This window comes from Pseudomonas sp. 21 (assembly GCF_000955805.1).
In the GTDB taxonomy this organism is placed as follows: domain Bacteria; phylum Pseudomonadota; class Gammaproteobacteria; order Pseudomonadales; family Pseudomonadaceae; genus Pseudomonas.
This window is the reverse complement of sequence record NZ_JYOA01000010.1, coordinates 337,900-361,945: the sequence shown is the minus strand read 5'-3', so window position 1 is coordinate 361,945 and position 24,046 is coordinate 337,900. Positions and strand designations below refer to the sequence as shown.

The following is a 24,046-nucleotide window of genomic DNA, read 5'->3' as shown; positions in this document are numbered from 1 at the left end:
GGTGGATCAAGGAAGACCATTCGCCCGCAAGGGCCAACAAGAGCTCTCAGCGTGATTCAATTCAATATCGACCAGTGGAGCGCCTGGGCCCCGGGTCTGTCCACGATTGCCGACTGGCAGAGTTGGGTACGGGAAGAACGCCTTCCTGACATCGCTACCCAACCGGATGTCGCCTTTCTCCCCGCCCTGCAACGCCGCCGCCTCAGCCCCCTGGCGCGGATGGTGTTCAGTGTCGCCTGGCCGCTGGCCGACGGGCGGCCACCGATGCCGCTGGTCTTCGTTTCCCGCCACGGTGAAACCGGCCGGAGCCTGGAACTGCTGCGCGAACTGGCCGTCGAACAACCACTGTCCCCGACTCAGTTCAGCCTCTCCGTGCACAACGCGGTGATCGGCCTGTGGTCGATCCTGAGACAGGACACCAGCGAAATGACGGCGATCGCCGGCGAACGTGACGGCTTCGAGCATGGCCTGCTGGAAGCCGCCGCGCTGCTGGCCGATGGCGCCCCGGAAGTCCTGCTGGTGGTGACCGATGAGCCGCCGCCGGAGCTGTATGCACCCTGGGTCGACGACGTCCCCTTTCCCTACGCCGTGGCCCTGCGCCTGCAGGCCGGCAGTGAATGGTCGCTGCAGCTCGCGGATAACGGCACGGCCCTTGCTCCGCCGTCCCACCCCAATGCCCTGAACCTGGTGCGCGCGCTGATCGAGCGCACCAGCCTGATCCACCACCCCTGGAAGAAGCGTCTATGGACCTGGCAACGCAACCACTGAGCAAGCGCGCCGACGCTTGGCCGTGGCGCCTGTTCGCCACCGGCCTGTGCTTCGCCCTCTTCGGTCTCGGCGGCCTGCTGCTGCGGGTGCTGGTGTTTCCGCTACTGGCACTTCTGCCCGGTGATGCGCAGCGCCGCCGCGCCCGCGCACGCCACACGGTGAGCCGGCTGTTCTGGTTGTTCGTGCAGATCATGCAGCGCAGCGGCGTGCTGACCTACGAAGTGGAAGGCATCGAGCGCCTGGGCCGGCCGGGGCAGATGGTGATCGCCAACCATCCCTCGCTGATCGACGTGGTGTTCCTCATCGGGCTGATCCGCGACGCCAACTGTGTGGTCAAGCAAAGCCTGTTCGCCAACCCCTTCACCCGTGGCCCGGTGACGGCGGCGCAGTACATCAGCAACAACGGCAGCATGGACATGTTCGATGAAGCCGTGGACGCGCTGCAGCAGGGCCAGACGCTGATCGTCTTCCCCGAAGGCACCCGCACCACGCCGGGCAAGGCCCCCGAATTCCATCGCGGCGCGGCGTCCATCGCCCTGCGCGGCGCCAGCGTCATCACCCCGGTGACCATCACCGTGACCCCGACCACCCTGACCAAGGCCGAGCCCTGGTACAGCATTCCCGCCCGCCGCGTGCACTTCCGGCTGCGCGTCGGCGACGACCTGGACCCACAGGTCTTTGCCAGCCAGGGCCCGGCCCCGGCTGCCTCACGCCGGCTCAATGCCTTCCTGCACCAGCATTTCACCAAGGAGCTCGCAAGAGATGAGCGATCTGCAACTGGAGATTAAACAGCTGATCATCGACGCCCTCGGGCTCGAAGATATCGGCCCTGATGACATCGGCGCCGAAGACGCGCTGTTCGGCGACGGCCTCGGCCTGGATTCGGTGGACGCCCTGGAACTGGGCCTGGCCATCCAGAAACGCTACGGCATCAAGATCGACGCCGATGCCAAGGACACCCGCCAGCACTTCGCCAACGTGGCGAGCCTGGCGGCCTTCGTGACCGCCCAGAAAGCCGCCTGAGAACGCCGACCATGCAAACCCGTGAGGACATCTACAACACCCTGCGCGACGCCCTGGTCGAACTGTTCGAACTGGAGCCGGAGCAGATCAGCCTCGACGCCAACCTGTACCAGGACCTGGAAATCGACAGCATCGACGCCGTCGACCTGATCGACCACCTCAAGCGCCAGACCGGCAAGAAGATCGCCGCCGAGGAATTCAAGTCGGTGCGCACCGTGGGCGATGTGGTCGAAGCGGTCTATCGCCTGGCCAACCCATGACACGCCTGGTCGGGCTCGGCCTGTTGCTGGCCGGGCTGCTCTACCCGTTCGCGATCTACTTCGGCATCGATCACCTGTCGCCGAAGTTCTTTGCGCTGCTGCTGGGCGGATTGTGGTTCGCCCGCAGCCTGGGCAGCGGGCAACGTCCGGGGCAGCGCTGGATGGCCCTGGCCGCCGTGGCCTTCTGCATCGCCCTGTGGCTGGTCAACGAGCCGCACCTGCTGCGCTGGTACCCGGTGCTGATCAGCGCCGGCCTGCTGTGCCTGTTCGCCCTCAGCCTGAAGTTCGGCCCGCCGCTGGTGGAGCGCCTGGCGCGCCTGCGCGAGCCTGAGCTGCCACCCCACGCGGTGCGCTACACGCGCCAGGTGACGCAGGTCTGGGTGCTGTTCTTCCTGGGCAACGGCCTGATCGCCGCGGCCCTCACGCTGTGGGCGCCGCTGGCCTGGTGGACGCTGTACAACGGCCTGATTTCCTACCTGCTGATGGGCGTGCTGTTCGCCGTCGAGTGGCTGGTGCGGCAGCGGGTCAGGAGTCAAGGATGAAACCGATTTCCCTCGCCCGGCTGCTGCCGGACCTGCCCGCCGAGCGCATCCTGGCACTGGAGCCGTCGCTGCCCGCCGATGATTTCGCGCAGCGCGTCTGCGCTGCCGCGGGCGCCCTGCGTCAACGCGATACGCAGCGCGTGGCGATCCACCTGGAAGACGCCGCCGAACTCGCCATCGCCCTCTACGCCGCCTGGCTGGCCGGCGCCGAAGCCGTGCTGCCGGCAGACAATCTTGCCCATAGCCGTGAACGCCTCGCGGCGCGGATCGACGCCTGGATCGGCGACCAACCCGGCGACCTGACGCTGGCCGAACTGAACGGCCCCGCGCTTGCACCCGCCGAACTTGACCTCGACACCTGCCGCCTGGTCCTGAGCACTTCCGGCTCCACCGGCGAGCCCAAGCTGATCGGCAAATCCCTGCGCCAGTTGAGCAACGAAGTGCAGGTGCTGGAAAACCTCTGGGGCGCCGAACTGGGCGCGGCCCACATCCTCGGCAGCGTCGCCGCGCAGCACATCTACGGCCTGCTGTTCCGCGTGCTCTGGCCGCTGTCCGCCGGGCGCGCCTTCCTTCGCCGGCAGATCGCCTTCCCCGAAGACCTGCAACGCCACAGCCTGGAACACCCCCGCTTTGCCTGGGTGGGCAGCCCGGCACTGCTCAAGCGCATGGGCGACAACCTCGACTGGCCGGCGCTGCGCCCGGTGGTGCGGGTGTTTTCCTCCGGCGGCCCACTGCCGGCCGAAGCTGGCGAGCTGCTGCACGAACGCCTCGGCCAGGCGCCGACGGAAATCTACGGCAGCTCCGAGACCGGCGGCATCGCCTGGCGCCAGGGCGGCCAGCTGTGGCAACCGTTCGAAGGCGTAACGCTGAGCCAGGACGAACACGGCGCCCTGCGCATCGAATCGACCTACCTGCCGCCCGGCGAAACCGAGCAGACCGCCGACGCCGCGCGCCTCTGCGCCGACGGCCGCTTCGAGCTGCTCGGCCGGCTGGACCGCATCGTCAAGCTGGAAGAAAAACGCATCTCCCTGCCGCAACTGGAAGCGGCGCTGGCGAAACATCCCTTCGTCAGCGAAGCCCGCCTGGGCGTGGTGCAGGAAAACCGCGCCAGCCTCGGCGCACTGGTCGCCCTCAGTGAGGCAGGCCTGCATGAGCTGCGCAACGGCGGCCGCCGCGCGCTGACCCAACGCCTGCGCGAACACCTTGCCGATCACTGCGAAGCGCTCGCCCTGCCGCGCCGCTGGCGCCTGCTGCGGCGCCTGCCGGGCAATGCCCAGGGCAAGCTGCCGCAAAGCCTCGTGGACGAGCTGCTGCACGCCCCGCGCAGCCGTGACCCCGAAGTCCTGGCGCACAGTGCAGTGGACGGCGAACAGCACTTCCAGCTGGAAATCCCCCTGGACCTCGCCTACTTCCCCGGCCACTTCCCCAAGGCGCCCGTGCTGCCCGGCGTGGTGCAGGTGCAATGGGCGCAGCAACTGGGCCGCCAGGTATTCGACCTGCCGCCGCGCTTCGGTGGCATGGAAGTGCTGAAGTTCCAGCAGTTGCTGCGGCCGGGCGATCTCTGCCAGCTGTCGCTGCGCTGGGATGCCGAGCGCGGCAAGCTGTACTTCGCCTTCACCCGCGATGAGGCGGCCTGCTCCTCCGGGCGCATCCTGCTGGGGGCCGACGCATGAGTGTGCGTCCGTGCGCGGTGATCCCCGTCTACAACCACGAGCACGCACTGCCCAAGGTCGTGGCCGAACTGCTCGCCGCCGGCCTGCCCTGCGTGCTGGTGGATGACGCCTCCAGCCGCGAGTGCGCGGTCGTCATGGACCAGCTCGCCGAAGCTCACGACACCTGGCTGGTGCGCCTGCCGGTGAACCAGGGCAAGGGCGGCGCGGTGATGGCCGGCCTGCGCGAAGCCGCGCGCCTGGGCTTCACCCACGCGCTGCAGGTGGACGCCGACGGCCAGCACGACCTGGGCAACGTGCAGCGCTTCCTCGACACGTCACGCGAACATCCCGGCGCGCTGATCTGCGGCTACCCGCAATACGACGCGAGCGTGCCCAAGGGCCGTCTCTACGCGCGCTACCTGACCCACGTCTGGGTGTGGATCAACAGCCTGTCGCTGTCGATCCGCGACGGCATGTGCGGCTTCCGCGTCTACCCGCTCACGCCCACGCTCCAACTGATCGACAGCACCCCGCTGGGCAAGCGCATGGATTTCGACCCGGAAATCCTCGTCCGCCTGGCCTGGCGCAACCAGCCGATGCAGTGGCTGCCGACCAAGGTGCATTACCCGCTGGACGGCCTCTCGCACTTTCGCCTGTTCCACGACAACGCGCTGATCTCCTCCATGCATGCGCGGCTGTTCTTCGGCATGCTCTGGCGCTCGCCGGCGATCCTCTGGCGCCGCCTGCGGAGTGCTGCGTGAGCGCGCAGCACTGGGCGCAGCAGCGCGAGCGCGGCAGCCTGCTGCTGATGCGTTTCACCGCCTGGGCGGCGCGCACGCTGGGCCGGCGCCTGCTGTCGCCGCTGCTGCACCTGATCGTGCTGTACTTCTTCCTCTTCGGCGCCCGTGCCCGCGGGGCCATCCGCGAGTACCAGCAGCGCCTGGCGCAGCACAGCGGTGACGCTGCGCTGCGGCCGACCACCGGCCGCGTGTTCGGCCAGTTCATGGCGTTCGCCGATGCCATCCTCGACAAGCTCGACGTCTGGGCCGGCCGCCTGGACCTCGCCAGCATCGAACTGAACGACCCGCACAACCTGCGCGCGCAGCTACGCAGCGGCCGTGGCCAACTGCTGGTGGGCGCGCACCTGGGCAATCTCGAAGTCTGCCGCGCGCTGGCCGAGCTGGGCGAAAAGGTGCGGATGAACGTGCTGGTGCACACCCGCCACGCCGAGCAGTTCAACCAGCTGCTGGGCGAGTCCGGCGCCAGCCGCCTGCGGCTGATCCAGGTAAGCGAACTGGACCCGGCGATCATGCTGCAACTGTCCCAGCGCCTGGACGCCGGCGAGTGGCTGGCGATCGCCGGCGACCGCATTCCGCTGCACGGCGGGCGCAATGTCGAGGTGGATTTCCTCGGTGCGCCGGCCGCCTTCCCGCAAGGCCCGTGGCTGCTCGCCGGGCTGCTGCAGTGCCCGGCCAACCTGATGTTCTGCCTCAAGCAAGGAGGCCGCTACCGCGTGCACCTGGAGCCCTTCGCCGAGCGCATCCAGTGGCGCCGCAGCGACCGCGCCGAGGTCCTGAAACACTGGACCCAGCGCTACGCCCAACGCCTGGAACACTACTGCCTGCGCGCGCCGCAGCAGTGGTTCAACTTCTACCCGTTCTGGAAAGCCCATGACGACAGCCACTGAAGCGCCGGTCTTCGGCCAAGGCCACCTGAGCATCGAACAGATCGTCGCCCTCGCCGAGCGCCGCGTCGAAAGCCGACTGGACGACGACGCCGAGTTCCGCGCGCGCATCGCCCGTGGCGCGCAGTTCCTCGACACCCTGCTGGACAAGGAAGGCGTGATCTACGGCGTGACCACCGGCTACGGCGACTCCTGCGTGGTCGCCGTGCCGCTGGAGCACGTCGAGGCGCTGCCGCAGCACCTGTTCACCTTCCACGGCTGCGGCCTGGGCAAGCTGCTCGACCCGCAGGCCACCCGCGCCGTGCTGGCCGCGCGCCTGCGTTCGCTGAGCCACGGGGTTTCCGGCGTGCGCCTGGAACTGCTGGAGCGCCTGCATGCCTTCCTCGAACACGACATCCTGCCGCTGATCCCGGAAGAGGGTTCGGTGGGCGCCAGCGGCGACCTCACGCCGCTGTCCTACGTCGCCGCCACCCTCGCCGGCGAGCGCGACGTGCTCTGGCGTGGTGAGCGCCGCAGCGCCGCCGAAGTCCACGCCGAGCTGGGCTGGCAGCCACTGGTGCTGCGCCCCAAGGAAGCCCTGGCGCTGATGAACGGCACCGCGGTGATGACCGGCCTCGCCTGCCTCGCCTATGTGCGCGCCGACTACCTGCTCAAGCTGGCCACGCGCATCACCGCGCTGAACGTCATTGCCCTGCAGGGCAACCCGGAGCATTTCGACGAGCGCCTGTTCGCCGCCAAGCCGCACCCGGGGCAGATGCAGGTCGCCGCGTGGATCCGCCAGGACCTCGCCATCGATGCGCCGACGCCGCCGCTGCACCGCCTGCAGGACCGCTACTCGCTGCGCTGCGCCCCCCACGTGCTGGGCGTGCTGGCCGACAGCCTGGGCCTGCTGCGGCAGTTCATCGAGATCGAACTGAACAGCGCCAACGACAACCCGATCATCGACGCCGAGGACGAACGCGTGCTCCACGGCGGGCACTTCTACGGCGGGCATATCGCCTTCGCCATGGACAGCCTGAAGAACCTGGTCGGCAACGTCGCCGACCTGCTCGACCGGCAGCTCGCGCTGCTGGTGGACACCCGCTACAACCACGGCCTGCCGAGCAATCTCTCGGGTGCGCCGGCCGACCGCGCGATGATCAATCACGGCTTCAAGGCCGTGCAGATCGGCGCCAGCGCCTGGACCGCCGAGGCGCTGAAGAACACCCTGCCGGCCAGCGTGTTCTCGCGCTCCACCGAGTGCCACAACCAGGACAAGGTGAGCATGGGCACCATCGCCGCGCGCGATGCCCTGCGCAGCCTGGAGCTGAGCGAACAGGTCGCCGCGGCGACGCTGCTGGCCGCGCAGCAGGGCGTCTGGCTGCGCTGCCACGAGGCCGGTGCGCGCCCATTGCCGGCACCGCTGGGCGGCATGCACGAACAACTGGCGCAGGACTTCCCGCCGCTGATCGAGGACCGCGCCCTGGAAGGCGAACTGCGCCTGTGCCTGGAGCGCATCCGTGCACGCCACTGGGGGCTCTATGCGTAAGGCCGGGGTACTGCAGGCCGAGGTGGATATCCTCGTGCCGTTCTTCGACGTCGACATGATGGAAGTGGTCTGGCACGGCCACTACGTCAAATACCTGGAAGTCGCGCGCTGCGCCCTGCTCGACAAGCTCGACCACAACTACGCGCAGATGCGCGAAGCCGGCTATGCCTGGCCGGTGATCGACCTGCAGCTGCGCTACGTGCGCGGCGCCCGTTTCGGCCAGCGCATCAGCGTGCGCGCCGACCTGGTGGAGTGGGAGAACCGCCTGAAGATCAACTACCTGATCAGCGACGCCGAGACCGGCGAGCGCCTGACCCGCGCCAGCAGCAGCCAGGTGGCGGTGGAAATCGCCAGCCGCGAGATGCAGATGGTCTCCCCGCCGGTGTTCATCGCCGCCGTGCAGCGCGCGCTGGAGGCCGAAGCATGTTGAAGCGCGCCCTGCTGGTCTGCGGCCTGCTGCTGGCTCCGCTGGCCCACGCCTTCGACCTGCCGCAACTGGCCGCGCAACTGGGCAAGCCGGCGGTGGTGCGGGGCGAATTCGTCCAGGAGAAACACCTGCGCTCCCTGCCGCAACCGCTGGTGAGCAAGGGGCATTTCGTCCTGGCCAAGCAGCACGGCCTGCTCTGGCTGCTGCAGACGCCGCTCAAGCAGGACTACCGCATCGATGACAAAGGCATCGCCCGGCGCGACGCCAACGGCTGGCAGCAACTGCCGCAACGCAGCGCCAGCGCACAACAGAACCGCCTGTTCCTCGCCGTGCTGGAGGGCGACAGCAGCGGCCTGCAACGGGACTTCGACCTCGCCCTGAGTGGCGAGTCGAACGACTGGAAACTGACCCTCACGCCACGCGCCGTGCTGCTCAAGCAGATCTTCGACAGCATCGAGATCGCTGGTGGCGAGCTGGTGCAGCGCATCGAGCTGCACGAAGCCCAGGGCGACCGCACCGTGCTGCGCATGACCAGCAGCCAGCCTGGCGACAGCCTGACCGATGCCGAGCGCGCCGACTTTGCCCGCTGAGCGGCCGCAGTGGCTGCCGCGCCTGGTGATCGCCGGGCTGCTGGCGCTGCTCGCCCTCGCCGCCTGGCAGTGGCGCCACGGCCCGCCGCTGAGCACCGACCTGCTGGAGCTGGTGCCCGGCAGCAGCCGTGACGCCTTGCAGAAGCAGGCCGAGCAGCGCATGCAGGAACCGCTCAACCGCGAACTGATCGTGCTGGTCGGCTACCCGGAGCGCGACACCGCCATCGCCCACGCCCGCGAGCTGGCCGAGCGCTGGCAGGCCAGCGGCCTCTACGAAAAGGTGCAGTGGGGCGTGCAGGCTGACCTGTCGGCACTGCGCGAACAGCTGCGCGCGGGTCGACTGGCGTTGCTCAGCGACGACGACCGCCGGCAACTCGCGGGCGAGCCCGCCGCGTTCATCCAGCAGCGCGTGGAACAACTCTTCGACCCGTTCTCCGGCTTCGGCCTGGTGCCCAACGACCAGGACTGGTTCGGCCTCGCCCTGCGCATCCAGCACCACCAGCCGCTACCTTCGAAGGTGCAGCTGGACATCGGCAGCGGCGCACTGATTGCCGAGGACGACGGCCGCAGTTGGGTACTGCTGCGCGCCCGCACCCGCGCCGATGCCTTCGACATGAACCTGCCGCGTGCAGTCGCCGCGCAGGTCGCCGAGGTGCGCCAGCAACTGGCCGCCGATGGCGGGCAACTCGTCGCCGCCAGCGGCCTGCTCTACGCCGCCGACGGCCAGCGCCAGGCCAGCCGCGAAATGACCTGGGTTGGCGGCGGCGCCGCACTGGGCACCCTGCTCCTGTTGCTGCTCGCCTTCCGCCGCATTCGCGCGCTGCTGGCCTTCCTGCCGGTGCTGGTCGGCGTACTGGCCGGCGCCACCGCGTGTATTGCGCTGTTCGGCAAGGTCAACCTGCTGACCCTGGTGCTCGGCGCGAGCCTGATCGGCGTGGCTTCGGACTACCCGCTGCACTACCTGTCCAAGGCCTGGACCCCCGGCCCTGACAAGGAGCATCCCTGGCAACCGTGGCGCGCACTGAAGCTGAGCCATCGCGGGCTGCTGCTGAGCCTGCTGACCAACCTGATCGGCTACCTCGCCCTGGCCTGCACGCCGTTCCCGGCGCTGACCCAGGTGGCGACCTTCTCGGTGGCCGGGCTGCTCGCCGCCTACCTCTGCGTGATCGGCCTGCTGCCCCTGTTGCTGCGCGGCGATGCCATCTCTCCGCAGCCGCTTCTGCTCGGGTTCGGCGAGCGCCTGATCCGCCTGCGTGAAGCACTGATCAAGCGCACCGGGAGCTGGCCACTGCTCGCCGTGGTGGCGCTGTTCTGCGCCGGGGGCCTCTGGCAATTGCAGATCAAGAACGACCTGCGCCAATGGCTCGGCAACAAGCCGCAATTGCTCGCCGAAGCCCAGGCCACCGCGCGCATCACCGGCTACCAGCCCACCAGCCAGTTCTTCCTGGTGCGCGCCGCCGACGAGACCCGGCTGCTGCAACGCCAGGCCGAACTGGCCGCGCGGCTGGACAGGCTGGTCGCCTCCGGGCAACTGAAGGGCTATCTCGCGCTCAACCAGTTGCTCGCCACCGCACAGCAGCAACAGCAGGCCCGCGAAGCCCTGCGCCAGCTGCCGCAACATTGGCAGGCGCTGCTCGACCTGGGCATCCCGCAAACCGCGCTGCAAGCCGAGCTGGATCAGCTGGAAAAGCTCCCGCAGCAATCCCTCGACCAGGCCCTGAAAGGCCCGCTGGGCGAACCCTGGCGGCCGCTCTGGCTGGGTACGGTGGATGGCGGCGTGGCCGGACTGGTGAGCCTGCAAGGGCTTTCCGATGCCGGCGTGCTGGCCGAGCAGGCGAAAGGCCTGGAAGGCGTGCAGCTGGTGGACCGCCTCGGCGAGCTGAACCGCCTGTTCGCCGCCACCCAGGTCAGCGCCACCGAACTCAAGCTGCTCTCCTGCGTGCTGATCTTCACCCTGCTGCTGAAACCCTTCGGTCCGCGCGGCGCCCTGCGCATCGTCCTGCTGCCGCTGCTGGCCGCGCTGTGCAGCCTCGCCAGCCTGGGCTGGCTGGGCCAGCCGCTGACGCTGTTCAGCCTGTTCGGCCTGCTGCTGGTGACCGCCATCGGCGTGGATTACACGATCCTGATGCGCGAACGCGTCGGCGGCGCGGCGGTGAGCCTGATTGGCGTGCTGCTGGCGGCCATCACCACCTGGCTGTCGTTCGGTCTGCTGGCGCTTTCCAGCACGCCGGTAATCAGCAACTTCGGCCTGGCCGTGGGGCTGGGCCTGGCGTTCTGTTTCCTGTTCTGCCCGTGGGCGGGTGAGCGCCACCGGGAAGGAGTCCGGGCGTGCTGACGGTCCTGTTCTGGCTGGCGATGCCGCCGCTGTTCGCCCTCGCGGTGATCGGCGGGCGCCACCTGCGCCTGCTGCCCATCGTCAGCCAGTTGCTGGTGGCCGGGCTGCTGCTACCACTGCTGTTCGTGGTGCTGCAGGGCCAGGGCTTCGAGGTGCGCACGCTGGTCACTGCGCCCTGGCTGCGGCCGCTCTACGACATCGGCTTCGCGCTGCTGCTGGGGCACATCCTCAGCGATGTGATCGACCTCGACGTCAGCCGCCAGAGCCTGAAGATCGCCCTGCCCAGCTTCGCCGTGCCGCTGGCCTGCGGCATGGCCAGCGCCTGGTGGTTGCTGGGCGTGCGCGAGGGCATGAGCGTGCTGGGCATCGGCCTGCTGTTCTCGATCACGGCGATCCCGGTGCTCTACCTGTTCCTGCGCAACATCGACTACCCCGAGGACGCCACGCGCCGGCTGATGCACGCGGCGGTGCTGATGGACCTGTGGTGCTGGAGCCTGTTCGGCCTGGCGCAGGGCAGCAGCGATCCGAGCCAACTGGTGTGGCCGCTGCTGGCGGGTGTCGCGCCGCTGCTGCTGCGCCTGCTGCGAGTGCGCCACGCGCTGGCCTACAGCCTGCCGTTCTTCGGCCTGATGGTCGCCTTCCAGCACTGGCATTTGAACACCCTGGTGTTCGCCATCACCTGGCTGATGGCCCAGGCTGCGGTGCGCCAGCCGTTCCGCCTGCCGGTTTCCCCGCAGGTGGCGCAGGCGCTGCAGAACTACCTGCTGGTGCCGCTGGTACTGGCCTTCGGCATCCTGCAGATCGATTTCCACCACGCGCTCTCCGGCTACTCCTGGCTCTACCTCGGTGCGCTGCTGGCGCTGCCGGTGATCAGCAAGCTCGCCGGCAGCTGGCTCGGCCTGCGCTGGGCGCTGCCGGGCGCCACGGGCGGACAGCTGTGGCAGGAAAGCCTGCTGCTGAACATTCGCGGGCTGACCGAGATCGTCTTCCTCAACCTGCTGTTCCAGCAGGGCCACATCGACTCGCTGCTGTATTTCAGCCTGCTGCTGATGAGCCTGTTCGCCACCCTGCTGCCCGCTCTCTGCGGCGTGCGTCGCCCGCACGCCACTCCCGTTTCCAAGGATCACGCCCCGGCAAGGAGCCCTTCTGATGCCCGCCCCTGAACTGCAACAACGCACCGTCGTCGTCATCGGCGCGGGCCCTTCCGGCGCCATCGCCGCCGCGCTGCTCAAGCGCAAGGGCCACGACGTGCTGGTGCTGGAGCGCCAGCGCTTCCCGCGCTTCTCCATCGGCGAGAGCCTGCTGTCGCACTGCCTGGACTTCGTCGAGGAAGCCGGGATGCTCGACGCGGTGCTGGCCGCCGGTTTCCAGACCAAGCACGGCGCGGCCTTCGGCTGGGGCGAGCGTTACACCGATTTCGATTTCCGCGACAAATTCACCGACGGCAAGGGCAGCACCTTCCAGGTCCAGCGTGCGCGCTTCGACCAGTTGCTGGCCGACCAGGCCGAATTGCAGGGCGTGGACATCCGCTACGAGGAGGAGATCGTCGCCGCCGACTTCGACGGCGCGTGCCCGCGCCTGCGTGTACGCCGCCTGGACGGCAGCGAGTACGAAGTGGAATGCGCCTTCGTGCTCGACGCCAGCGGCTACGGCCGCGTGCTGCCGCGCCTGCTCGACCTGGAAGCGCCGTCCGGCTTCCCGGTGCGCCGCGCGGTGTTCACCCATATCGAGGACCGCATCGACGCGCCGCACTTCGACCGCGAGAAGATCCTCATCAGCATCCATCCCGAAGAACGCGGCATCTGGTACTGGACCATCCCTTTCAGCGATGGCCGCACCTCCATCGGCGTGGTCGCCGAGGACCGGCACTTCGAAGGCAAGCTGGATGACCTGGACGCCTGCCTGAAAGGCTTCTTCGATGCCGCGCCGAACCTGCGCCCGCTGCTGAAGAACGCCGTGTGGGACACCCCGGCGCGCACCCTCGGCGGCTACTCGGCGAACGTGAAACGCCTCGCCGGGCCGGGCTTCGCCCTGCTGGGCAACGCGGCGGAGTTCCTCGACCCGGTGTTCTCCTCCGGCGTCACCATCGCCATGCGTTCCTCCAGCATGGCGGCCAACCTGCTCGATCGTCAGCTCAAGGGCGAGACGGTGGACTGGCAAGGCGATTTCGCCCAGCCGCTCAAGCGCGGCGTGGACACCTTCCGCGCCTACGTCGAGGGCTGGTACGACGGCAGCTTCCAGGACGTGATCTTCTACGAGAAGGCCGACCCGGAAATCCGCCGGATGATCTGCTCCATCCTCGCCGGCTACGCCTGGGACACGCGCAATCCCTTCGTCGCCGAACCGCAGCGCCGCCTGCGGGTACTTTCCGAAATCTGCGCCAGCCAAGGACAAGGACTGTCATGACCCGCCCCGCCTCCACCTACGTCGAAGAAACCCGTTTCGGTTTCTGGTTCCTGCAGAGCCACACCTGGCAGCACCACGTGCTGCGCGTGGCGATCAACGATCTCAAGCGCCTGGTCAGCTGGGACATCCCGCAGAACCCGGTGCTGCTGGACGCCGGCTGTGGCCAGGGTCGCTCGTTCCGTTTGCTGCGCGAGGCGTTCAGACCCGGCCGCATGATCGGCCTCGACGCCGACCCGCACAGCCTCGACTGCTCGGCCGTGGAAGCCGCGCGGGAGAATATCGAGGTGGAGCTGAACTGCGCCGACTGCGCCGACCTGATGCTGCCCTCGGCCAGCGTCGACATCCTCTTCTGCCACCAGACCTTCCACCACCTGGTGGAGCAGGAGCGCGCCCTGGCCGAGTTCTGGCGCGTGCTCAAGCCGGGCGGCTTGCTGCTGTTCGCCGAGTCCACCGAGGCGTACATCGATACCTGGGTGATCCGCTGGTTCTTCCGCCACCCGATGCACGTGCAGAAGAGCGCCGCGCAGTACCTGCAGATGCTCCGCGAGCAGGGCTTCGAATTCAGCGAGCAGAACGTCTCCTACCCTTACCTGTGGTGGAGCCGCTCGAAGGACTTCGGCCTGCTGGAACGCTGGGGCCTGCGCAAGGCCAAGCCGTTCGGCCAGCGCGAGGAGACCCTGGTCAACGCCGTGGTGCGCAAACCGCTGGAGAACCGCCCCGCATGATCCGCTGGCTGAGCCTCGCCCTGTTCCTGCTGCTGGCCGGTTGCGCCCAGCATGCGCCGCTGCCCTCCGCGTTGCCGCCCTTGGCGACGCCGTTGCAACTGCACATCCAGCGCGAACAGGCGAGCTCTTCCCAGGACTGGCTGCTGGTGATTCAACAGGAAGGTGCCGCCCTGCGCTGGTCGCTGATCGATCCGCTGGGCATCCCGCTGTCGCGGCAATTGCTGCGTGACGGAGCATGGAGCAACGACGGCCTGCTGCCACCCAATCCGGAAGCACGCGAGCTGTTCGCCGTGCTGCTGTTCGCCCTGACGCCGGCGGATCAGCTTGCTGCGCGCTATCAGGCCGCGGACTACCAGACGGACGGCGCCACGCGCCACCTGCAACAGCGCTGGCAGATCACTTACCGTTCGGCACAGGATTTCACCCTGCAAGCCGCCGACACCCGTTACCAGGTGACGCCCCTGAACACCGAGAGCGCCGCGCCATGACCGCCACCTACCTGAACGAGCTGGGCCTGATCTGTGCCCTGGGCAACGACCGCCGCGAAGTGGCCGCCGCGTTGCTCACTGGCGAATCCGCCGGGATGCAGGTGCAGGCCGGCTGGGTGCCGGGCAGGAGCCTGCCGGTCGGCACGGTGAAGGCGCGCCTGGCGGCCATTCCCGACAAGCGCCACGACACCCGCAACAACCGCCTGCTGCTGGCCGCCGCCACGCAGATCGACCCGGCCATCCGCGCCGCCATCCAGCGCCATGGCGCCGCGCGCGTGGCGGTCGTGCTGGGCACCAGCACCTCGGGCATCCAGGAAACCACCCAGGGCATCCGCCATCACACCCTGCATGGGCAGTTGCCGGAGGGCTTCCACTATTCGCACCAGGAACTGTCCGACCCGGCCGTATTCCTTGCCGAACACTATGAACTGGCTGGGCCGAGCTACGTGATTTCCACCGCCTGCACGTCCAGTGGCCGCGCGCTGCAAAGTGCGCGGAGATTGCTGAACCTTGGCCTGTGCGACGCGGTGCTGTGCGGTGGCGTGGACAGCCTGTGCGAGCTGACGCTCAACGGCTTCGGCGCACTGGAAGCGGTCTCCGACGAGCGCTGCAACCCGTTCTCGGCCAACCGCAAGGGCATCAACATCGGCGAAGGCGCCACGCTGTTCCTGATGACTCGCGAGCCATCCCGTATCGCCCTGCTCGGAGCTGGCGCCAGCTCCGACGCACACCATATTTCCGCCCCCGAGCCCGAAGGCCGCGGTGCCCGCGAGGCGATGCGCAAGGCACTGGCCGAGGCGAAGCTCGACGCCACGCAGATCGCCTACCTGAACCTGCATGGCACCGCGACCACCCACAACGACGCCATGGAAAGCCTCGCCGTGCAGGCGGAGTTCCCCCATGGCGTGCCGTGCTCCTCGACCAAGCCGCTGTCCGGGCATACCCTCGGCGCCGCCGGTGCGCTGGAAGCGGCGTTCTGCTGGCTGCTGTTGAGTGAGCACAACCCCGGCAACCGGCTGCCGCCGCAGCGCTGGGATGGCGTCGCCGACCCGCAAGTGCCGGCGCTGCAACTGGTCCGCGATGACGGCCCCGCCCTGCCGGCAAGCGGCCCGCGCTACCTGATGAGCAATTCGTTCGCCTTTGGCGGCAACAACATCAGCCTGATCCTGGGCGAGATGAGCAAGGATTCTGGAGTGACCCGATGATCGACTGGCCGATCGCCTCCCTGCTGCCCCACGCGGGCGACATGATCCTCATCGAAGAAGTGCTCGACTTCGGCGACGAGGACATCCGCACGCGCCTGACGGTGCGCCCGGGCGGCCTGTTCAACGAGGCCGACGGCAGCCTGCCGGCCTGGGTCGGCGTGGAGCTGATGGCGCAGAGTGTCGCCGCCTATGCCGGCTGCCAGGCGCGCGTGCGCGGCGAGCCAGTGGAGCTGGGCTTCCTGCTCGGCACCCGCCAGTACCAGTGCGACGTGGCGAGCTTCCCCGCCGGCGCGCAAATCACCATCCATGCCATCCGCACCCTGCAGGACGACAATGGCATGGGTGTCTTCGAATGCCACCTGGAAGGGCCGGGAATCAAGGCGCTGGCGCGCCTGACGGTGTTCCGCCCGCCAGAGGTCGCAAGCTATCTACAAGAACCTGCTGTGAAAGAGCCAAGCGTATGACTGACCCCATTCTGGTAACCGGCTCCAGCCGTGGCATCGGCCGCGCCATCGCCCTGCGCCTGGCCCAGGCCGGCTTTGACATCGTGCTGCACTGCCGCAGCGGCCGCGCCGAAGCCGACGCCGTGCAGGCCGAAATCCTGGCCCTGGGCCGCAGCGCCCGCGTGCTGCAATTCGACGTGGCCGACCGCGAGGCCGCGCGCTCCATTCTCGAAGACGACGTGGAAACCCACGGCGCGTATTACGGCGTGGTGTGCAATGCCGGCCTGACCCGCGACGGCGCCTTCCCGGCGCTCACCGAAGACGACTGGGATGCAGTGCTGCGCACCAACCTCGACGGTTTCTACAACGTCCTGCACCCGGTGATCATGCCGATGATCCGCCGCCGCCAACCGGGGCGCATCGTCTGCATCACCTCGGTGTCCGGGCTGATCGGCAACCGCGGCCAGGTCAACTACAGCGCCTCGAAAGCCGGCGTGATCGGCGCCGCCAAGGCCCTGGCCATCGAACTGGGCAAGCGCAGGATCACCGTGAACTGCGTGGCGCCGGGGCTGATCGATACCGCCATGCTCGATGAGCAGGTGCCGGTGGAGGAAATCCTCAAGATGATCCCCGCCCAGCGCATGGGCACCCCGGAAGAAGTCGCCGGTGCGGTGAATTTCCTGATGTCGGCCGAGGCCGGCTACATCACCCGCCAGGTGCTGGCGGTCAACGGAGGGCTGTGCTGATGAAGCGCGTGGTCATCACCGGCATGTCCGGCATCACGTCCCTGGGTTCGGACTGGGCGAGCATCGAGGCCAACTTCAGCGCCAACCGGAGCGGCATCCGCCGCATGGACGAGTGGGATCGCTTCACCGAGCTGAACACCCGCCTGGCTGGCCCGGTGCTGGATTTCAGCGTACCCAGGCACTGGACCCGCAAGCAGCTGCGCAGCATGGGGCGCGTCTCGCGCCTGTCGGTGGGCGCCGCCGAGCGCGCGCTGGCCGATGCCGGGCTGCTGGATGACGAATCGATCCGCGATGGCCGCATGGGCGTCGCCTGCGGCTCGTCCACCGGCAGCACCGACGAGATCAAGGCGTTCGGCAACATGCTGCTGAACTCGGTGGCCGATGGCCTCAACGCCAACTCCTACGTGCGCATGATGCCGCACACCACGGCGGCGAATATCAGCATCTTCTTCGGCCTCAAGGGCCGGGTGATCCCGACCTCCAGCGCCTGCACCAGCGGCAGCCAGGGCATCGGCTATGCCTACGAGGCGATCCGCTTCGGCCGCCTGCCGCTGATGCTCGCCGGCGGCGCCGAGGAGCTGTGCCCGACCGAGGCCATGGTGTTCGATGCGCTCTACGCCACCAGCCTGAAAAACGACACCCCGCAGCAGACGCCGCGCCCCTACGACAGCGGCCGCGATGGCCTGGTGATCGGCGAAGGCGCCGGCATGCTGGTGCTCGAAGACCTGGATCACGCCCTCGCCCGTGGTGCGCGCATCCACGCCGAGATCGTCGGCTTCGGCAGCAACGCCGACGGCCAGCACACCACCCGCCCGGAACAGTCGACCATGCGCCGCGCCATGGAGCTGGCCCTGGAAGACGCCAACCTGCACGCCGCGGCCATCGGTTATGTGAACGGCCACGGCACCGCTACCGAACAGGGTGATATCGCCGAGACGCTGGCCACCAGCGAGCTGTTCGGAAATCGCATGCCGATCAGCTCGCAGAAGAGTTTCCTGGGCCACACTCTGGGAGCGTGCGGCGCGCTGGAGTCCTGGTTCAGCATCGAGATGATGAACAGCGACCGCTACGTGCACACCCTCAACCTGGACGAGATCGACCCGCGCTGCGGCGACCTCGACTACCTGCGGGGCGAGCCGCGCGCGATGAGCCATGAGTACGTGATGAACAACAACTTCGCCTTCGGCGGCATCAACACCTCGCTGGTCTTCCGCCGCTGGCGCTGAGCCCTTTTCACCGTTACGCCCAACGACACTGCAAGGAGAGCAAACCATGTCCCGACTGATCCGCAGCCTGCTGCTGTGCGTGGCCACCGCGATGGCCGTCGGTTGCACCACCAAGCCCGTGGAGAACATCGACCAGAGCCTGCCGCCGGACAGCAACCGCACCTCGGTGCAGGTCCAGGCGGCGATCCACGATGCGCTGGAAGAGCAGAAATGGACCGTGCAGCAGGACTCCGGCAACGTGATCTACGCCGAGATCACCGTGCGCGAGCGGCACCACGCCGAAGTCAGCATCCCGTACAGCAGCCAGCAGTACTCCATCAAGCTGCGCAGCAGCAGCGGCCTGGACGAGAAGGACGGGCAGATCCACCGCAACTACAACAAGTGGGTCGCCATCCTCAACAACAAGATCCTGCAGAACCTGCACCTCGCCCCGCCGAGCAACTGATCCCCCTCATCGACAAGGAGTCGATCCATGCAACGCAAGACCCTCGGGCTGTTCGCCCTCGCGCTCTGCGCGGCCATTCCCGGCATCAGCCAGGCGCGCGACACCACCCTGCACCTGCCCTTCGACGACGTCGTCGCCGAGGCGGTGAAGACCGGCAAGCTGGATGGCAGCGTGAAGTTCTACCTGGCGGGCAACCCGGCGGGTGACAAGCTGAACGTGGTTCAGTCCGGGGCCATCACCAACAAGAAGACCAACGCCTTCAACAAGAGCGACGAGGAAGCCTGCCGCTGGGCGCTGCAATCGGCGCTGATCACCCTGCAGGACTCGGCGAAGAAGGCCGGCGCCACCGCCGTGACCAATATCGTCAGCTACTACAAGCGCAACGAGTTCAAGGACGCCAAGCAGTTCGAGTGTCACGCCGGGGCAGTCATCGCCGGCGTCGCGCTGAAGGCGGACTACGCCAAGTAAACCTCCCGCCCCGTCCCGCCGGCCGGGGCGCTTTCACGGAAGAAGTACATGCGCTACCTGATTCCGCTGCTGCCCATCGGCGCAGCGCTGCTGAGCCTTGGCTGCACCTCGGTGCAGGTCGAACCGCTGGCCCAGACCGATGCCGTGGTGTGCATCGAGAAGAACCCCAAGGTGATGGTCACGGACTTCGTTCCGGTGCTGCAGAGCGGCTTCGCCCGTCACGGCATCACCGCGCAGGTCTATGACGGCCAGCCACCGGCGGACTGCCGCTACCAGGTGACCTACGACGCCCGTCGCTCCTGGGACATGGCACCGTACCTGTCGACCGCCGAGATCACCGTGCGCGGCCCTTCGCGGGAACTGGTCGGCCACGCCGAGTACCACCTGCGGGCCAAGGGCGGCCTGTCGATGATGAAGTGGCAGGGCACCAAGGCGAAGATGGACCCGGTGATCGACGAACTGCTGGCCGGCACCCGTGTTGTCGCGGCAGCTTCCGCCGCTCCGGTGCGCAGCTTGGCGCAGCCGGCTGCCAACGAGACGGCGGGCCTGTCGCGGGACGAGCAGATCCAGGCGCTGCAACTGGAGAACCTCGACTACTCCGAGTACCAGCGACGCTACCAGCAGATCCTGCAGAGCACCGCGCCCTGAGCCTGCGACTGACCTGGCACCCTCAGCCGGCCCTGCCAGCCTGGACCTCCTGGGTCACCAGGTCGAAGAACGACTGCGCCAGGCGTGACGTCTCGTTGCGCCGCCGCACCAGCCACACCGAGCTGGTCGCGCCCGGATCGCTCAGGGTGCGATAGACCACGCCGTCCACCCGCGTCCGGCGGAACGACGCTGGCAGCATCGACACGCCAAGCCCCGCTGCCACCAGGCCGATGATGGTCATCGCCTCGCCCGCTTCCTGGGCGATGCGCGGACTGAAGCCGGCCTGCCGCGACAGCGCCATCAACTGGCTGTAGAGCCCCGTGCCGTAGCTGCGCGGGAAGAACACGAACGGCTCGTCCGCCAGCGCGGCGAACTCCAGCCCCTCCTGGCTGGCCTGCGCCAGCGGGTGGTCGGCACGCAGCACGGCTACCAGCGGCTCGCTGAACAGCTCCACGGCTTCCAGGGTTTCCGGCAGCGGGATCGGACGGATCAGGCCGACCTGCACGCGCTCTTCCAGCAGCGCCTGCACGGCCTGGCCGCTGCTCAGTTCCTGCAGGTCCAGGTGCACGTCCGGGTAGGCCTGGCGGAACGCGAGGATGGCGCGCGGAATGCTGGAGGTGAACGGCGCCGAGGCAGTGAAACCGACCTTCAGCTCGCCGATCTCGCCCTGGTGCGCACGCCGCGCCAGCAAGACGGCCCGATCCACCTGCTGCAAGACCTGCCGGGCCTCGTCCAGAAACAGCTTGCCAGCCTCGGTGAGCGCCACGCGGCGGTTGGTGCGCTCCAGCAGGCGCGCGCCGATCTCCTCCTCCAGCGCCTGGATCTGCTGGCTCAGCGGCGGCTGGGAAATCCCCAGTTGCTCGGCGGCGCGGCCGAAGTGCAGCTCCTCCGCCACGGCGATGAAATAACGCAGGTGTCGCAGTTCCATGTTTCCCCCTGCTGGAGCGCCGGTGTTCCGGGTTGGGTGGGAGCGGACTTCGTCCGCGATGGGGTGAGCCCCGTGCCGTGCGGTTCGCGAGCAAGCTCGCTCCTACAAGTTAACGACGGTGCGAGCCTTGTAGGAGCGAGCTTGCTCGCGAACCAGCCGTTGACCTGACGTCACAGGCGTTTGATTCGTAAAACGAATCAAACGTGTCGATTAATATATTGGAAATAATAAAGCCCGCTCCTTATCCTTTCCACACAAGCCCAATAACGACTACCAACCTGCTCCCTGCCTGGCCGCGCGGGTCCTTGCCGCCATTCCAGGCCCTCTGCTGTCATCTACCTGAGGTGTGTCGTGAGTCAACCTGCCCTGCGGGCTTTGCGGGAAGAACATCCCATGGCGGCCGAACTGGCCGTCGTACAAGAACCGGTAGCCGCCAACGATCCGGCGGAGGTACTGCCTGATCTGCGCGAAAGCGCGCGTGAAGCCAACCACGACGTGGTGCGCGCCGTCGAAGAGATCGAAAGCTACATCGAGAAAGGCACCCCGGCATTCATGCGCACCTCGCTTGCGCTGTTCTCCGGCGGCTTCGCCACCTTCGCCCTGCTCTACTGCGTGCAGCCGATGATGCCGGTACTGTCCAAGGCCTTCAGCCTGACCGCCGCGCAGAGCAGCCTGGTGCTGTCGATCTCCACCATCACCATGGCCTTCGGCCTGCTGGTCACCGGGCCGATCTCCGACGCCATCGGGCGCAAGTCGATCATGGTTGCCTCGCTGGTGCTCGCCGCCCTGTTCACCATCGGCAGCTCGCTGATGCCGACCTGGCACGGCGTGCTGGCCATGCGCGCGCTGCTCGGCCTGTCCCTCAGCGGCCTGGCGGCGGTGGGCATGACCTACCTCTCCGAAGAAATCCACCCACAGCACATCGGCCTGTCCATGGGGCTGTACATCGGCGGCAACGCCATTGGCGGCATGAGCGGACGGCTGATCAGCGGCGTGCTGGTGGACTACGTGAACTGGCACGTCGCGCTGGCCACCCTGGGCGTGCTCGCCCTGGCCGCGGCGCTGCTGTTCTGGCGCATCCTCCCCGAGTCGAAGAACTTCCGTCCCGCACCGCTCAAGCCGCGCCGGCTCATCGAGGGCTTCACCGGGCACTTCCGCGATGCCGGCCTGCCCTGGCTGTTCCTCGAGGCATTCCTGCTGATGGGCGCTTTCGTCACCCTGTTCAACTACATCGGCTACCGCCTGCTGGCAGAGCCCTACCACCTGAGCCAGGCCATTGTCGGCGTGCTCTCGCTGGTCTACCTGTCGGGCATCTACAGCTCGGCGTGGGTCGGCTCGCTGGCCGACAGGCTGGGCCGGCGCAAGGTGCTCTGGGCGATGATCGCGCTGATGCTCGGTGGCGTGCTGATCACCCTGCTGCAACCGCTGGCCCTGGTCCTGGTCGGCCTGCTGGTGTTCACCTTCGGCTTCTTCGGCGCGCACTCGGTGGCCAGCAGCTGGATCGGCCGCCGAGCCCTGAAAGCCAAGGGCCAGGCATCGTCGCTGTACCTGTTCAGCTACTACGTCGGCTCCAGCGTCGCCGGTACCGCTGGCGGTCTGTTCTGGCACCAGTACGGCTGGAACGGCGTGGGCCTGTTCATCGCCGGCCTGCTGGGCATCGGCTTGCTGGTGGCCCTGCACCTGGCGCGCCTGCCAGTGTTACCGCGCGACCTGCCCGCACTCAACAAGGCTGGGTAGTTTCTACACACACGGAAAATTGCATGCCTAAAAACGACATGGAACGGTCGTACAAAGACATTAATCTCAGATCCGACAACGCCTACCAGGCGGGCGTTGTAGGATAAATTCCCAACCTACGACTTAAGTCGTAACAGAATGTGGCGCGATCCTTGCGTTCATAATGTCGAACGACTTGTTGGAATCCTGAAACGGACCTCGACTCCCGCAGTACGCAATTCCCTCCGTAGTTGTAGGTAAAGCATGAGCAGCACCCCCTCTTCCGGGCTCTCCCAGGGCCTGCAAAATCGTCACGTCACGATGCTTTCGATCGCCGGTGCCATTGGCGCGGGCCTGTTCGTAGGCTCCGGCCACGCCATCGCCGAAGCCGGCCCGGCCGTCATGGTTTCCTATCTGGTCGCCGGCCTGCTGGTGGTCCTGGTGATGCGCATGCTGGCCGAAATGGCCGTCGCGCAGCCGGACAGCGGCTCCTTCTCCACCTACGCCGACCGCGCCATCGGTCACTGGGCCGGTTTCACCATCGGCTGGCTGTACTGGTGGTTCTGGGTCCTGGTGATCCCGCTGGAAGCCAACGCCGCCGCAGCCATCATCCACGCCTGGTTCCCCGGCGCGCCGATCTGGATCCTGGCCTTCCTGATCACCTCCGCGCTGACCGTGACCAACCTGTTCAGCGTGAAGAACTACGGTGAGTTCGAGTTCTGGCTGGCGCTGATCAAGGTCGTCTCGATCATCGCCTTCCTGGTGCTGGGCTGCGCGGCCATCTTCGGCTTCTCGCCCAACAGCGAAGTCTCCGGCATCGGCCACCTGACCAGCGAAGGCTTCCTGCCCAAGGGCTGGGGCGCCGTGCTCGCTGCACTGCTGACCACCATGTTCTCCTTCATGGGCTCGGAAATCGTCACCATCGCCGCCACCGAGTCCAAGGACCCTGAGCAGCAGATCACCCGCGCCACCAACTCGGTGATCTGGCGTATCGCGCTGTTCTACCTGCTGTCGATCCTGATCGTGGTCTGCCTGGTGCCGTGGAACGACCCGCGCCTGGTGAGCATGGGTTCCTACCAGACAGTGCTGGAACACCTGCACATTCCGTACGCCAAGCTGATCGTCGACATCATCGTCCTCGTCTCGGTAACCAGCTGCCTCAACTCGGCGCTCTACACCGCTTCGCGCATGATGTACTCGCTGAGCAAGCGCGGTGACGCACCGAAGATCGCCCAGGTGACCAGCGCCAGTCGCACCCCGGTGTATGCCGTGCTGCTGTCCACCGCCATGGCCTTCCTGTGCACCTTCGCCAACTACCTGGCCCCGGCCGAAGTGTTCAACTTCCTGCTGGCCAGCTCCGGCGCCATCGCCCTGCTGGTGTACCTGGTGATCGCCCTGTCACAGCTGCGCATGCGCAAGAAGCTGCTCGCCCAGGGCCACCAGCTGAAGCTGAAGATGTGGCTGTTCCCGTGGCTGACCTGGGCAGTGATCATCTTCATCGTCGGCGCCCTGGTGATCATGCTGATCCGACCGGACCACCGCATGGAAGTGGTCGCCACCACCCTGCTGACCGTCGTGGTGGTCTGCTCCGGCCTGCTGGTGTCCAACCGCCGCAAGGCCCAGCGCGCCGCCGGCCTGGTGGGCGACGCCGCGTGATGCGCCCTGATGGGGCTTGAGGCTCCATGAGGGAATGCAAAGCCCCGCTTCCGAGCGGGGCTTTTTTATGGCGGCATGATTGTTCTGCCGCCCAGACCGATCACGTAAGCCTTCGGCCCCTGTAGGAGCGCGCCATG

The 24,046-nt window shown here is 67.6% G+C and carries 26 protein-coding genes; 25 read left to right on the top strand and 1 reads right to left on the bottom strand.

The annotated features are described in order from the left end of the window. The first annotated feature begins 51 nt into the window (after nt 1-51). From UB43_RS23580 to UB43_RS23470, 23 genes are read left to right on the top strand one after another with little or no spacing between them, the layout of a single operon-like run. Nucleotides 52-768, top strand: coding sequence for a beta-ketoacyl synthase chain length factor (locus UB43_RS23580; RefSeq protein ID WP_045216041.1), 717 nt, complete (start codon nt 52-54; stop codon nt 766-768). Then, nucleotides 744-1,556, top strand: coding sequence for a 1-acyl-sn-glycerol-3-phosphate acyltransferase (locus UB43_RS23575; RefSeq protein WP_045216039.1), 813 nt, complete (start codon nt 744-746; stop codon nt 1,554-1,556). The genes UB43_RS23580 and UB43_RS23575 overlap by 25 nt, the downstream gene beginning before the upstream one ends. Further along, nucleotides 1,531-1,791, top strand: coding sequence for a phosphopantetheine-binding protein (locus UB43_RS23570; RefSeq protein WP_045216036.1), 261 nt, complete (start codon nt 1,531-1,533; stop codon nt 1,789-1,791). Before UB43_RS23575 ends, UB43_RS23570 begins: the two co-directional genes overlap by 26 nt. An 11-nt stretch (nt 1,792-1,802) precedes the next feature. After that, nucleotides 1,803-2,051, top strand: coding sequence for an acyl carrier protein (locus tag UB43_RS23565; RefSeq protein WP_045216034.1), 249 nt, complete (start codon nt 1,803-1,805; stop codon nt 2,049-2,051). Next, nucleotides 2,048-2,593 carry a membrane protein gene (locus UB43_RS23560; protein WP_045216031.1) on the top strand — a complete coding sequence of 182 codons (546 nt, stop codon included), beginning with the start codon at nt 2,048-2,050 and terminating at the stop codon, nt 2,591-2,593. The genes UB43_RS23565 and UB43_RS23560 overlap by 4 nt, the downstream gene beginning before the upstream one ends. Next, a complete protein-coding gene (locus tag UB43_RS23555) occupies nt 2,590-4,266 on the top strand; it encodes an AMP-binding protein (protein ID WP_045216029.1) in 1,677 nt (558 codons plus the stop codon). The genes UB43_RS23560 and UB43_RS23555 overlap by 4 nt, the downstream gene beginning before the upstream one ends. Then, a complete protein-coding gene (locus tag UB43_RS23550) occupies nt 4,263-5,006 on the top strand; it encodes a glycosyltransferase family 2 protein (RefSeq protein WP_045216027.1) in 744 nt (247 codons plus the stop codon). Before UB43_RS23555 ends, UB43_RS23550 begins: the two co-directional genes overlap by 4 nt. A 47-nt stretch (nt 5,007-5,053) precedes the next feature. Continuing rightward, nucleotides 5,054-5,932: a glycosyl transferase gene (locus tag UB43_RS23545; RefSeq protein ID WP_256205349.1), complete on the top strand. Its 879-nt coding sequence runs from the start codon at nt 5,054-5,056 to the stop codon at nt 5,930-5,932. Continuing rightward, nucleotides 5,916-7,457, top strand: a complete 1,542-nt coding sequence (gene hutH / locus UB43_RS23540; protein WP_045216022.1) for a histidine ammonia-lyase — start codon at nt 5,916-5,918, stop codon at nt 7,455-7,457. Before UB43_RS23545 ends, hutH begins: the two co-directional genes overlap by 17 nt. Beyond that, complete coding sequence (locus UB43_RS23535; protein ID WP_045216020.1) at nt 7,450-7,887, top strand: thioesterase family protein; 438 nt, start codon at nt 7,450-7,452, stop codon at nt 7,885-7,887. Before hutH ends, UB43_RS23535 begins: the two co-directional genes overlap by 8 nt. Beyond that, nucleotides 7,881-8,474, top strand: a complete 594-nt coding sequence (locus UB43_RS23530; RefSeq protein ID WP_045216018.1) for an outer membrane lipoprotein carrier protein LolA — start codon at nt 7,881-7,883, stop codon at nt 8,472-8,474. Before UB43_RS23535 ends, UB43_RS23530 begins: the two co-directional genes overlap by 7 nt. Further along, nucleotides 8,464-10,809: an MMPL family transporter gene (locus UB43_RS23525; RefSeq protein ID WP_045216894.1), complete on the top strand. Its 2,346-nt coding sequence runs from the start codon at nt 8,464-8,466 to the stop codon at nt 10,807-10,809. The genes UB43_RS23530 and UB43_RS23525 overlap by 11 nt, the downstream gene beginning before the upstream one ends. Further along, complete coding sequence (locus tag UB43_RS23520; protein WP_045216016.1) at nt 10,803-11,972, top strand: hypothetical protein; 1,170 nt, start codon at nt 10,803-10,805, stop codon at nt 11,970-11,972. Before UB43_RS23525 ends, UB43_RS23520 begins: the two co-directional genes overlap by 7 nt. After that, a complete protein-coding gene (locus UB43_RS23515; RefSeq protein WP_045216014.1) occupies nt 11,959-13,215 on the top strand; it encodes an NAD(P)/FAD-dependent oxidoreductase in 1,257 nt (418 codons plus the stop codon). The genes UB43_RS23520 and UB43_RS23515 overlap by 14 nt, the downstream gene beginning before the upstream one ends. Next, the gene (locus UB43_RS23510) at nt 13,212-13,940 is read left to right on the top strand and encodes a class I SAM-dependent methyltransferase (protein ID WP_045216012.1); all 729 of its coding nucleotides are present in this window, start codon (nt 13,212-13,214) and stop codon (nt 13,938-13,940) included. The genes UB43_RS23515 and UB43_RS23510 overlap by 4 nt, the downstream gene beginning before the upstream one ends. Next, nucleotides 13,937-14,428: a hypothetical protein gene (locus tag UB43_RS23505; protein ID WP_045216009.1), complete on the top strand. Its 492-nt coding sequence runs from the start codon at nt 13,937-13,939 to the stop codon at nt 14,426-14,428. Before UB43_RS23510 ends, UB43_RS23505 begins: the two co-directional genes overlap by 4 nt. Beyond that, entirely contained in the window at nt 14,425-15,633 is a 1,209-nt protein-coding gene (locus tag UB43_RS23500; RefSeq protein ID WP_045216007.1) for a beta-ketoacyl-[acyl-carrier-protein] synthase family protein, read from the top strand. Before UB43_RS23505 ends, UB43_RS23500 begins: the two co-directional genes overlap by 4 nt. Then, on the top strand, nt 15,630-16,097 hold the full coding sequence (locus UB43_RS23495; RefSeq protein WP_045216005.1) for a hotdog family protein: 468 nt from the start codon (nt 15,630-15,632) through the stop codon (nt 16,095-16,097). Before UB43_RS23500 ends, UB43_RS23495 begins: the two co-directional genes overlap by 4 nt. Further along, nucleotides 16,094-16,822 carry a 3-oxoacyl-ACP reductase FabG gene (gene fabG / locus UB43_RS23490; protein ID WP_045216003.1) on the top strand — a complete coding sequence of 243 codons (729 nt, stop codon included), beginning with the start codon at nt 16,094-16,096 and terminating at the stop codon, nt 16,820-16,822. The genes UB43_RS23495 and fabG overlap by 4 nt, the downstream gene beginning before the upstream one ends. Next, on the top strand, nt 16,822-18,048 hold the full coding sequence (locus tag UB43_RS23485; RefSeq protein WP_045216001.1) for a beta-ketoacyl-ACP synthase: 1,227 nt from the start codon (nt 16,822-16,824) through the stop codon (nt 18,046-18,048). The genes fabG and UB43_RS23485 overlap by 1 nt, the downstream gene beginning before the upstream one ends. Before the next feature lie 46 nt (nt 18,049-18,094). Next, nucleotides 18,095-18,493: a hypothetical protein gene (locus tag UB43_RS23480; RefSeq protein ID WP_045215998.1), complete on the top strand. Its 399-nt coding sequence runs from the start codon at nt 18,095-18,097 to the stop codon at nt 18,491-18,493. Between the two features lie 27 nt (nt 18,494-18,520). Next, nucleotides 18,521-18,961 (top strand): hypothetical protein, encoded by a 441-nt coding sequence (locus tag UB43_RS23475; protein WP_045215996.1) that lies wholly within the window; start codon nt 18,521-18,523, stop codon nt 18,959-18,961. A gap of 48 nt (nt 18,962-19,009) precedes the next feature. Continuing rightward, a complete protein-coding gene (locus UB43_RS23470) occupies nt 19,010-19,609 on the top strand; it encodes an Sbal_3080 family lipoprotein (protein ID WP_045215993.1) in 600 nt (199 codons plus the stop codon). Between the two features lie 22 nt (nt 19,610-19,631). Here the strand turns inward: UB43_RS23470 and UB43_RS23465 are convergent, their stop codons facing one another. Then, nucleotides 19,632-20,537, bottom strand: a complete 906-nt coding sequence (locus tag UB43_RS23465; RefSeq protein ID WP_045215991.1) for a LysR family transcriptional regulator — start codon at nt 20,535-20,537, stop codon at nt 19,632-19,634. 393 nt (nt 20,538-20,930) lie between these two features. On the opposite strand from UB43_RS23465, the gene UB43_RS23460 reads away from it, so the two are divergent. After that, entirely contained in the window at nt 20,931-22,274 is a 1,344-nt protein-coding gene (locus UB43_RS23460) for an MFS transporter (RefSeq protein WP_045215988.1), read from the top strand. Nucleotides 22,275-22,517: 243 nt separating this feature from the next. Further along, nucleotides 22,518-23,909: a GABA permease gene (gabP, locus tag UB43_RS23455; RefSeq protein ID WP_045215986.1), complete on the top strand. Its 1,392-nt coding sequence runs from the start codon at nt 22,518-22,520 to the stop codon at nt 23,907-23,909. Nucleotides 23,910-24,046: the final 137 nt, after the last annotated feature.

What these genes read in the sequence shown, in the direction of transcription:
- UB43_RS23575 (WP_045216039.1), top strand. Translation starts at nt 744, where the DNA reads ATGGACCTGGCAACGCAACCACTGAGCAAGCGCGCCGACGCTTGGCCG.
- UB43_RS23570 (WP_045216036.1), top strand. Translation starts at nt 1,531, where the DNA reads ATGAGCGATCTGCAACTGGAGATTAAACAGCTGATCATCGACGCCCTC.
- UB43_RS23565 (WP_045216034.1), top strand. Translation starts at nt 1,803, where the DNA reads ATGCAAACCCGTGAGGACATCTACAACACCCTGCGCGACGCCCTGGTC.
- UB43_RS23560 (WP_045216031.1), top strand. Translation starts at nt 2,048, where the DNA reads ATGACACGCCTGGTCGGGCTCGGCCTGTTGCTGGCCGGGCTGCTCTAC.
- UB43_RS23555 (WP_045216029.1), top strand. Translation starts at nt 2,590, where the DNA reads ATGAAACCGATTTCCCTCGCCCGGCTGCTGCCGGACCTGCCCGCCGAG.
- UB43_RS23550 (WP_045216027.1), top strand. Translation starts at nt 4,263, where the DNA reads ATGAGTGTGCGTCCGTGCGCGGTGATCCCCGTCTACAACCACGAGCAC.
- UB43_RS23545 (WP_256205349.1), top strand. Translation starts at nt 5,054, where the DNA reads ATGCGTTTCACCGCCTGGGCGGCGCGCACGCTGGGCCGGCGCCTGCTG.
- hutH (WP_045216022.1), top strand. Translation starts at nt 5,916, where the DNA reads ATGACGACAGCCACTGAAGCGCCGGTCTTCGGCCAAGGCCACCTGAGC.
- UB43_RS23535 (WP_045216020.1), top strand. Translation starts at nt 7,450, where the DNA reads ATGCGTAAGGCCGGGGTACTGCAGGCCGAGGTGGATATCCTCGTGCCG.
- UB43_RS23530 (WP_045216018.1), top strand. Translation starts at nt 7,881, where the DNA reads ATGTTGAAGCGCGCCCTGCTGGTCTGCGGCCTGCTGCTGGCTCCGCTG.
- UB43_RS23515 (WP_045216014.1), top strand. Translation starts at nt 11,959, where the DNA reads ATGCCCGCCCCTGAACTGCAACAACGCACCGTCGTCGTCATCGGCGCG.
- UB43_RS23510 (WP_045216012.1), top strand. Translation starts at nt 13,212, where the DNA reads ATGACCCGCCCCGCCTCCACCTACGTCGAAGAAACCCGTTTCGGTTTC.
- UB43_RS23505 (WP_045216009.1), top strand. Translation starts at nt 13,937, where the DNA reads ATGATCCGCTGGCTGAGCCTCGCCCTGTTCCTGCTGCTGGCCGGTTGC.
- UB43_RS23500 (WP_045216007.1), top strand. Translation starts at nt 14,425, where the DNA reads ATGACCGCCACCTACCTGAACGAGCTGGGCCTGATCTGTGCCCTGGGC.
- UB43_RS23495 (WP_045216005.1), top strand. Translation starts at nt 15,630, where the DNA reads ATGATCGACTGGCCGATCGCCTCCCTGCTGCCCCACGCGGGCGACATG.
- fabG (WP_045216003.1), top strand. Translation starts at nt 16,094, where the DNA reads ATGACTGACCCCATTCTGGTAACCGGCTCCAGCCGTGGCATCGGCCGC.
- UB43_RS23485 (WP_045216001.1), top strand. Translation starts at nt 16,822, where the DNA reads ATGAAGCGCGTGGTCATCACCGGCATGTCCGGCATCACGTCCCTGGGT.
- UB43_RS23480 (WP_045215998.1), top strand. Translation starts at nt 18,095, where the DNA reads ATGTCCCGACTGATCCGCAGCCTGCTGCTGTGCGTGGCCACCGCGATG.
- UB43_RS23475 (WP_045215996.1), top strand. Translation starts at nt 18,521, where the DNA reads ATGCAACGCAAGACCCTCGGGCTGTTCGCCCTCGCGCTCTGCGCGGCC.
- UB43_RS23470 (WP_045215993.1), top strand. Translation starts at nt 19,010, where the DNA reads ATGCGCTACCTGATTCCGCTGCTGCCCATCGGCGCAGCGCTGCTGAGC.
- UB43_RS23465 (WP_045215991.1), bottom strand. Translation starts at nt 20,537, where the DNA reads ATGGAACTGCGACACCTGCGTTATTTCATCGCCGTGGCGGAGGAGCTG.
- UB43_RS23460 (WP_045215988.1), top strand. Translation starts at nt 20,931, where the DNA reads ATGGCGGCCGAACTGGCCGTCGTACAAGAACCGGTAGCCGCCAACGAT.
- gabP (WP_045215986.1), top strand. Translation starts at nt 22,518, where the DNA reads ATGAGCAGCACCCCCTCTTCCGGGCTCTCCCAGGGCCTGCAAAATCGT.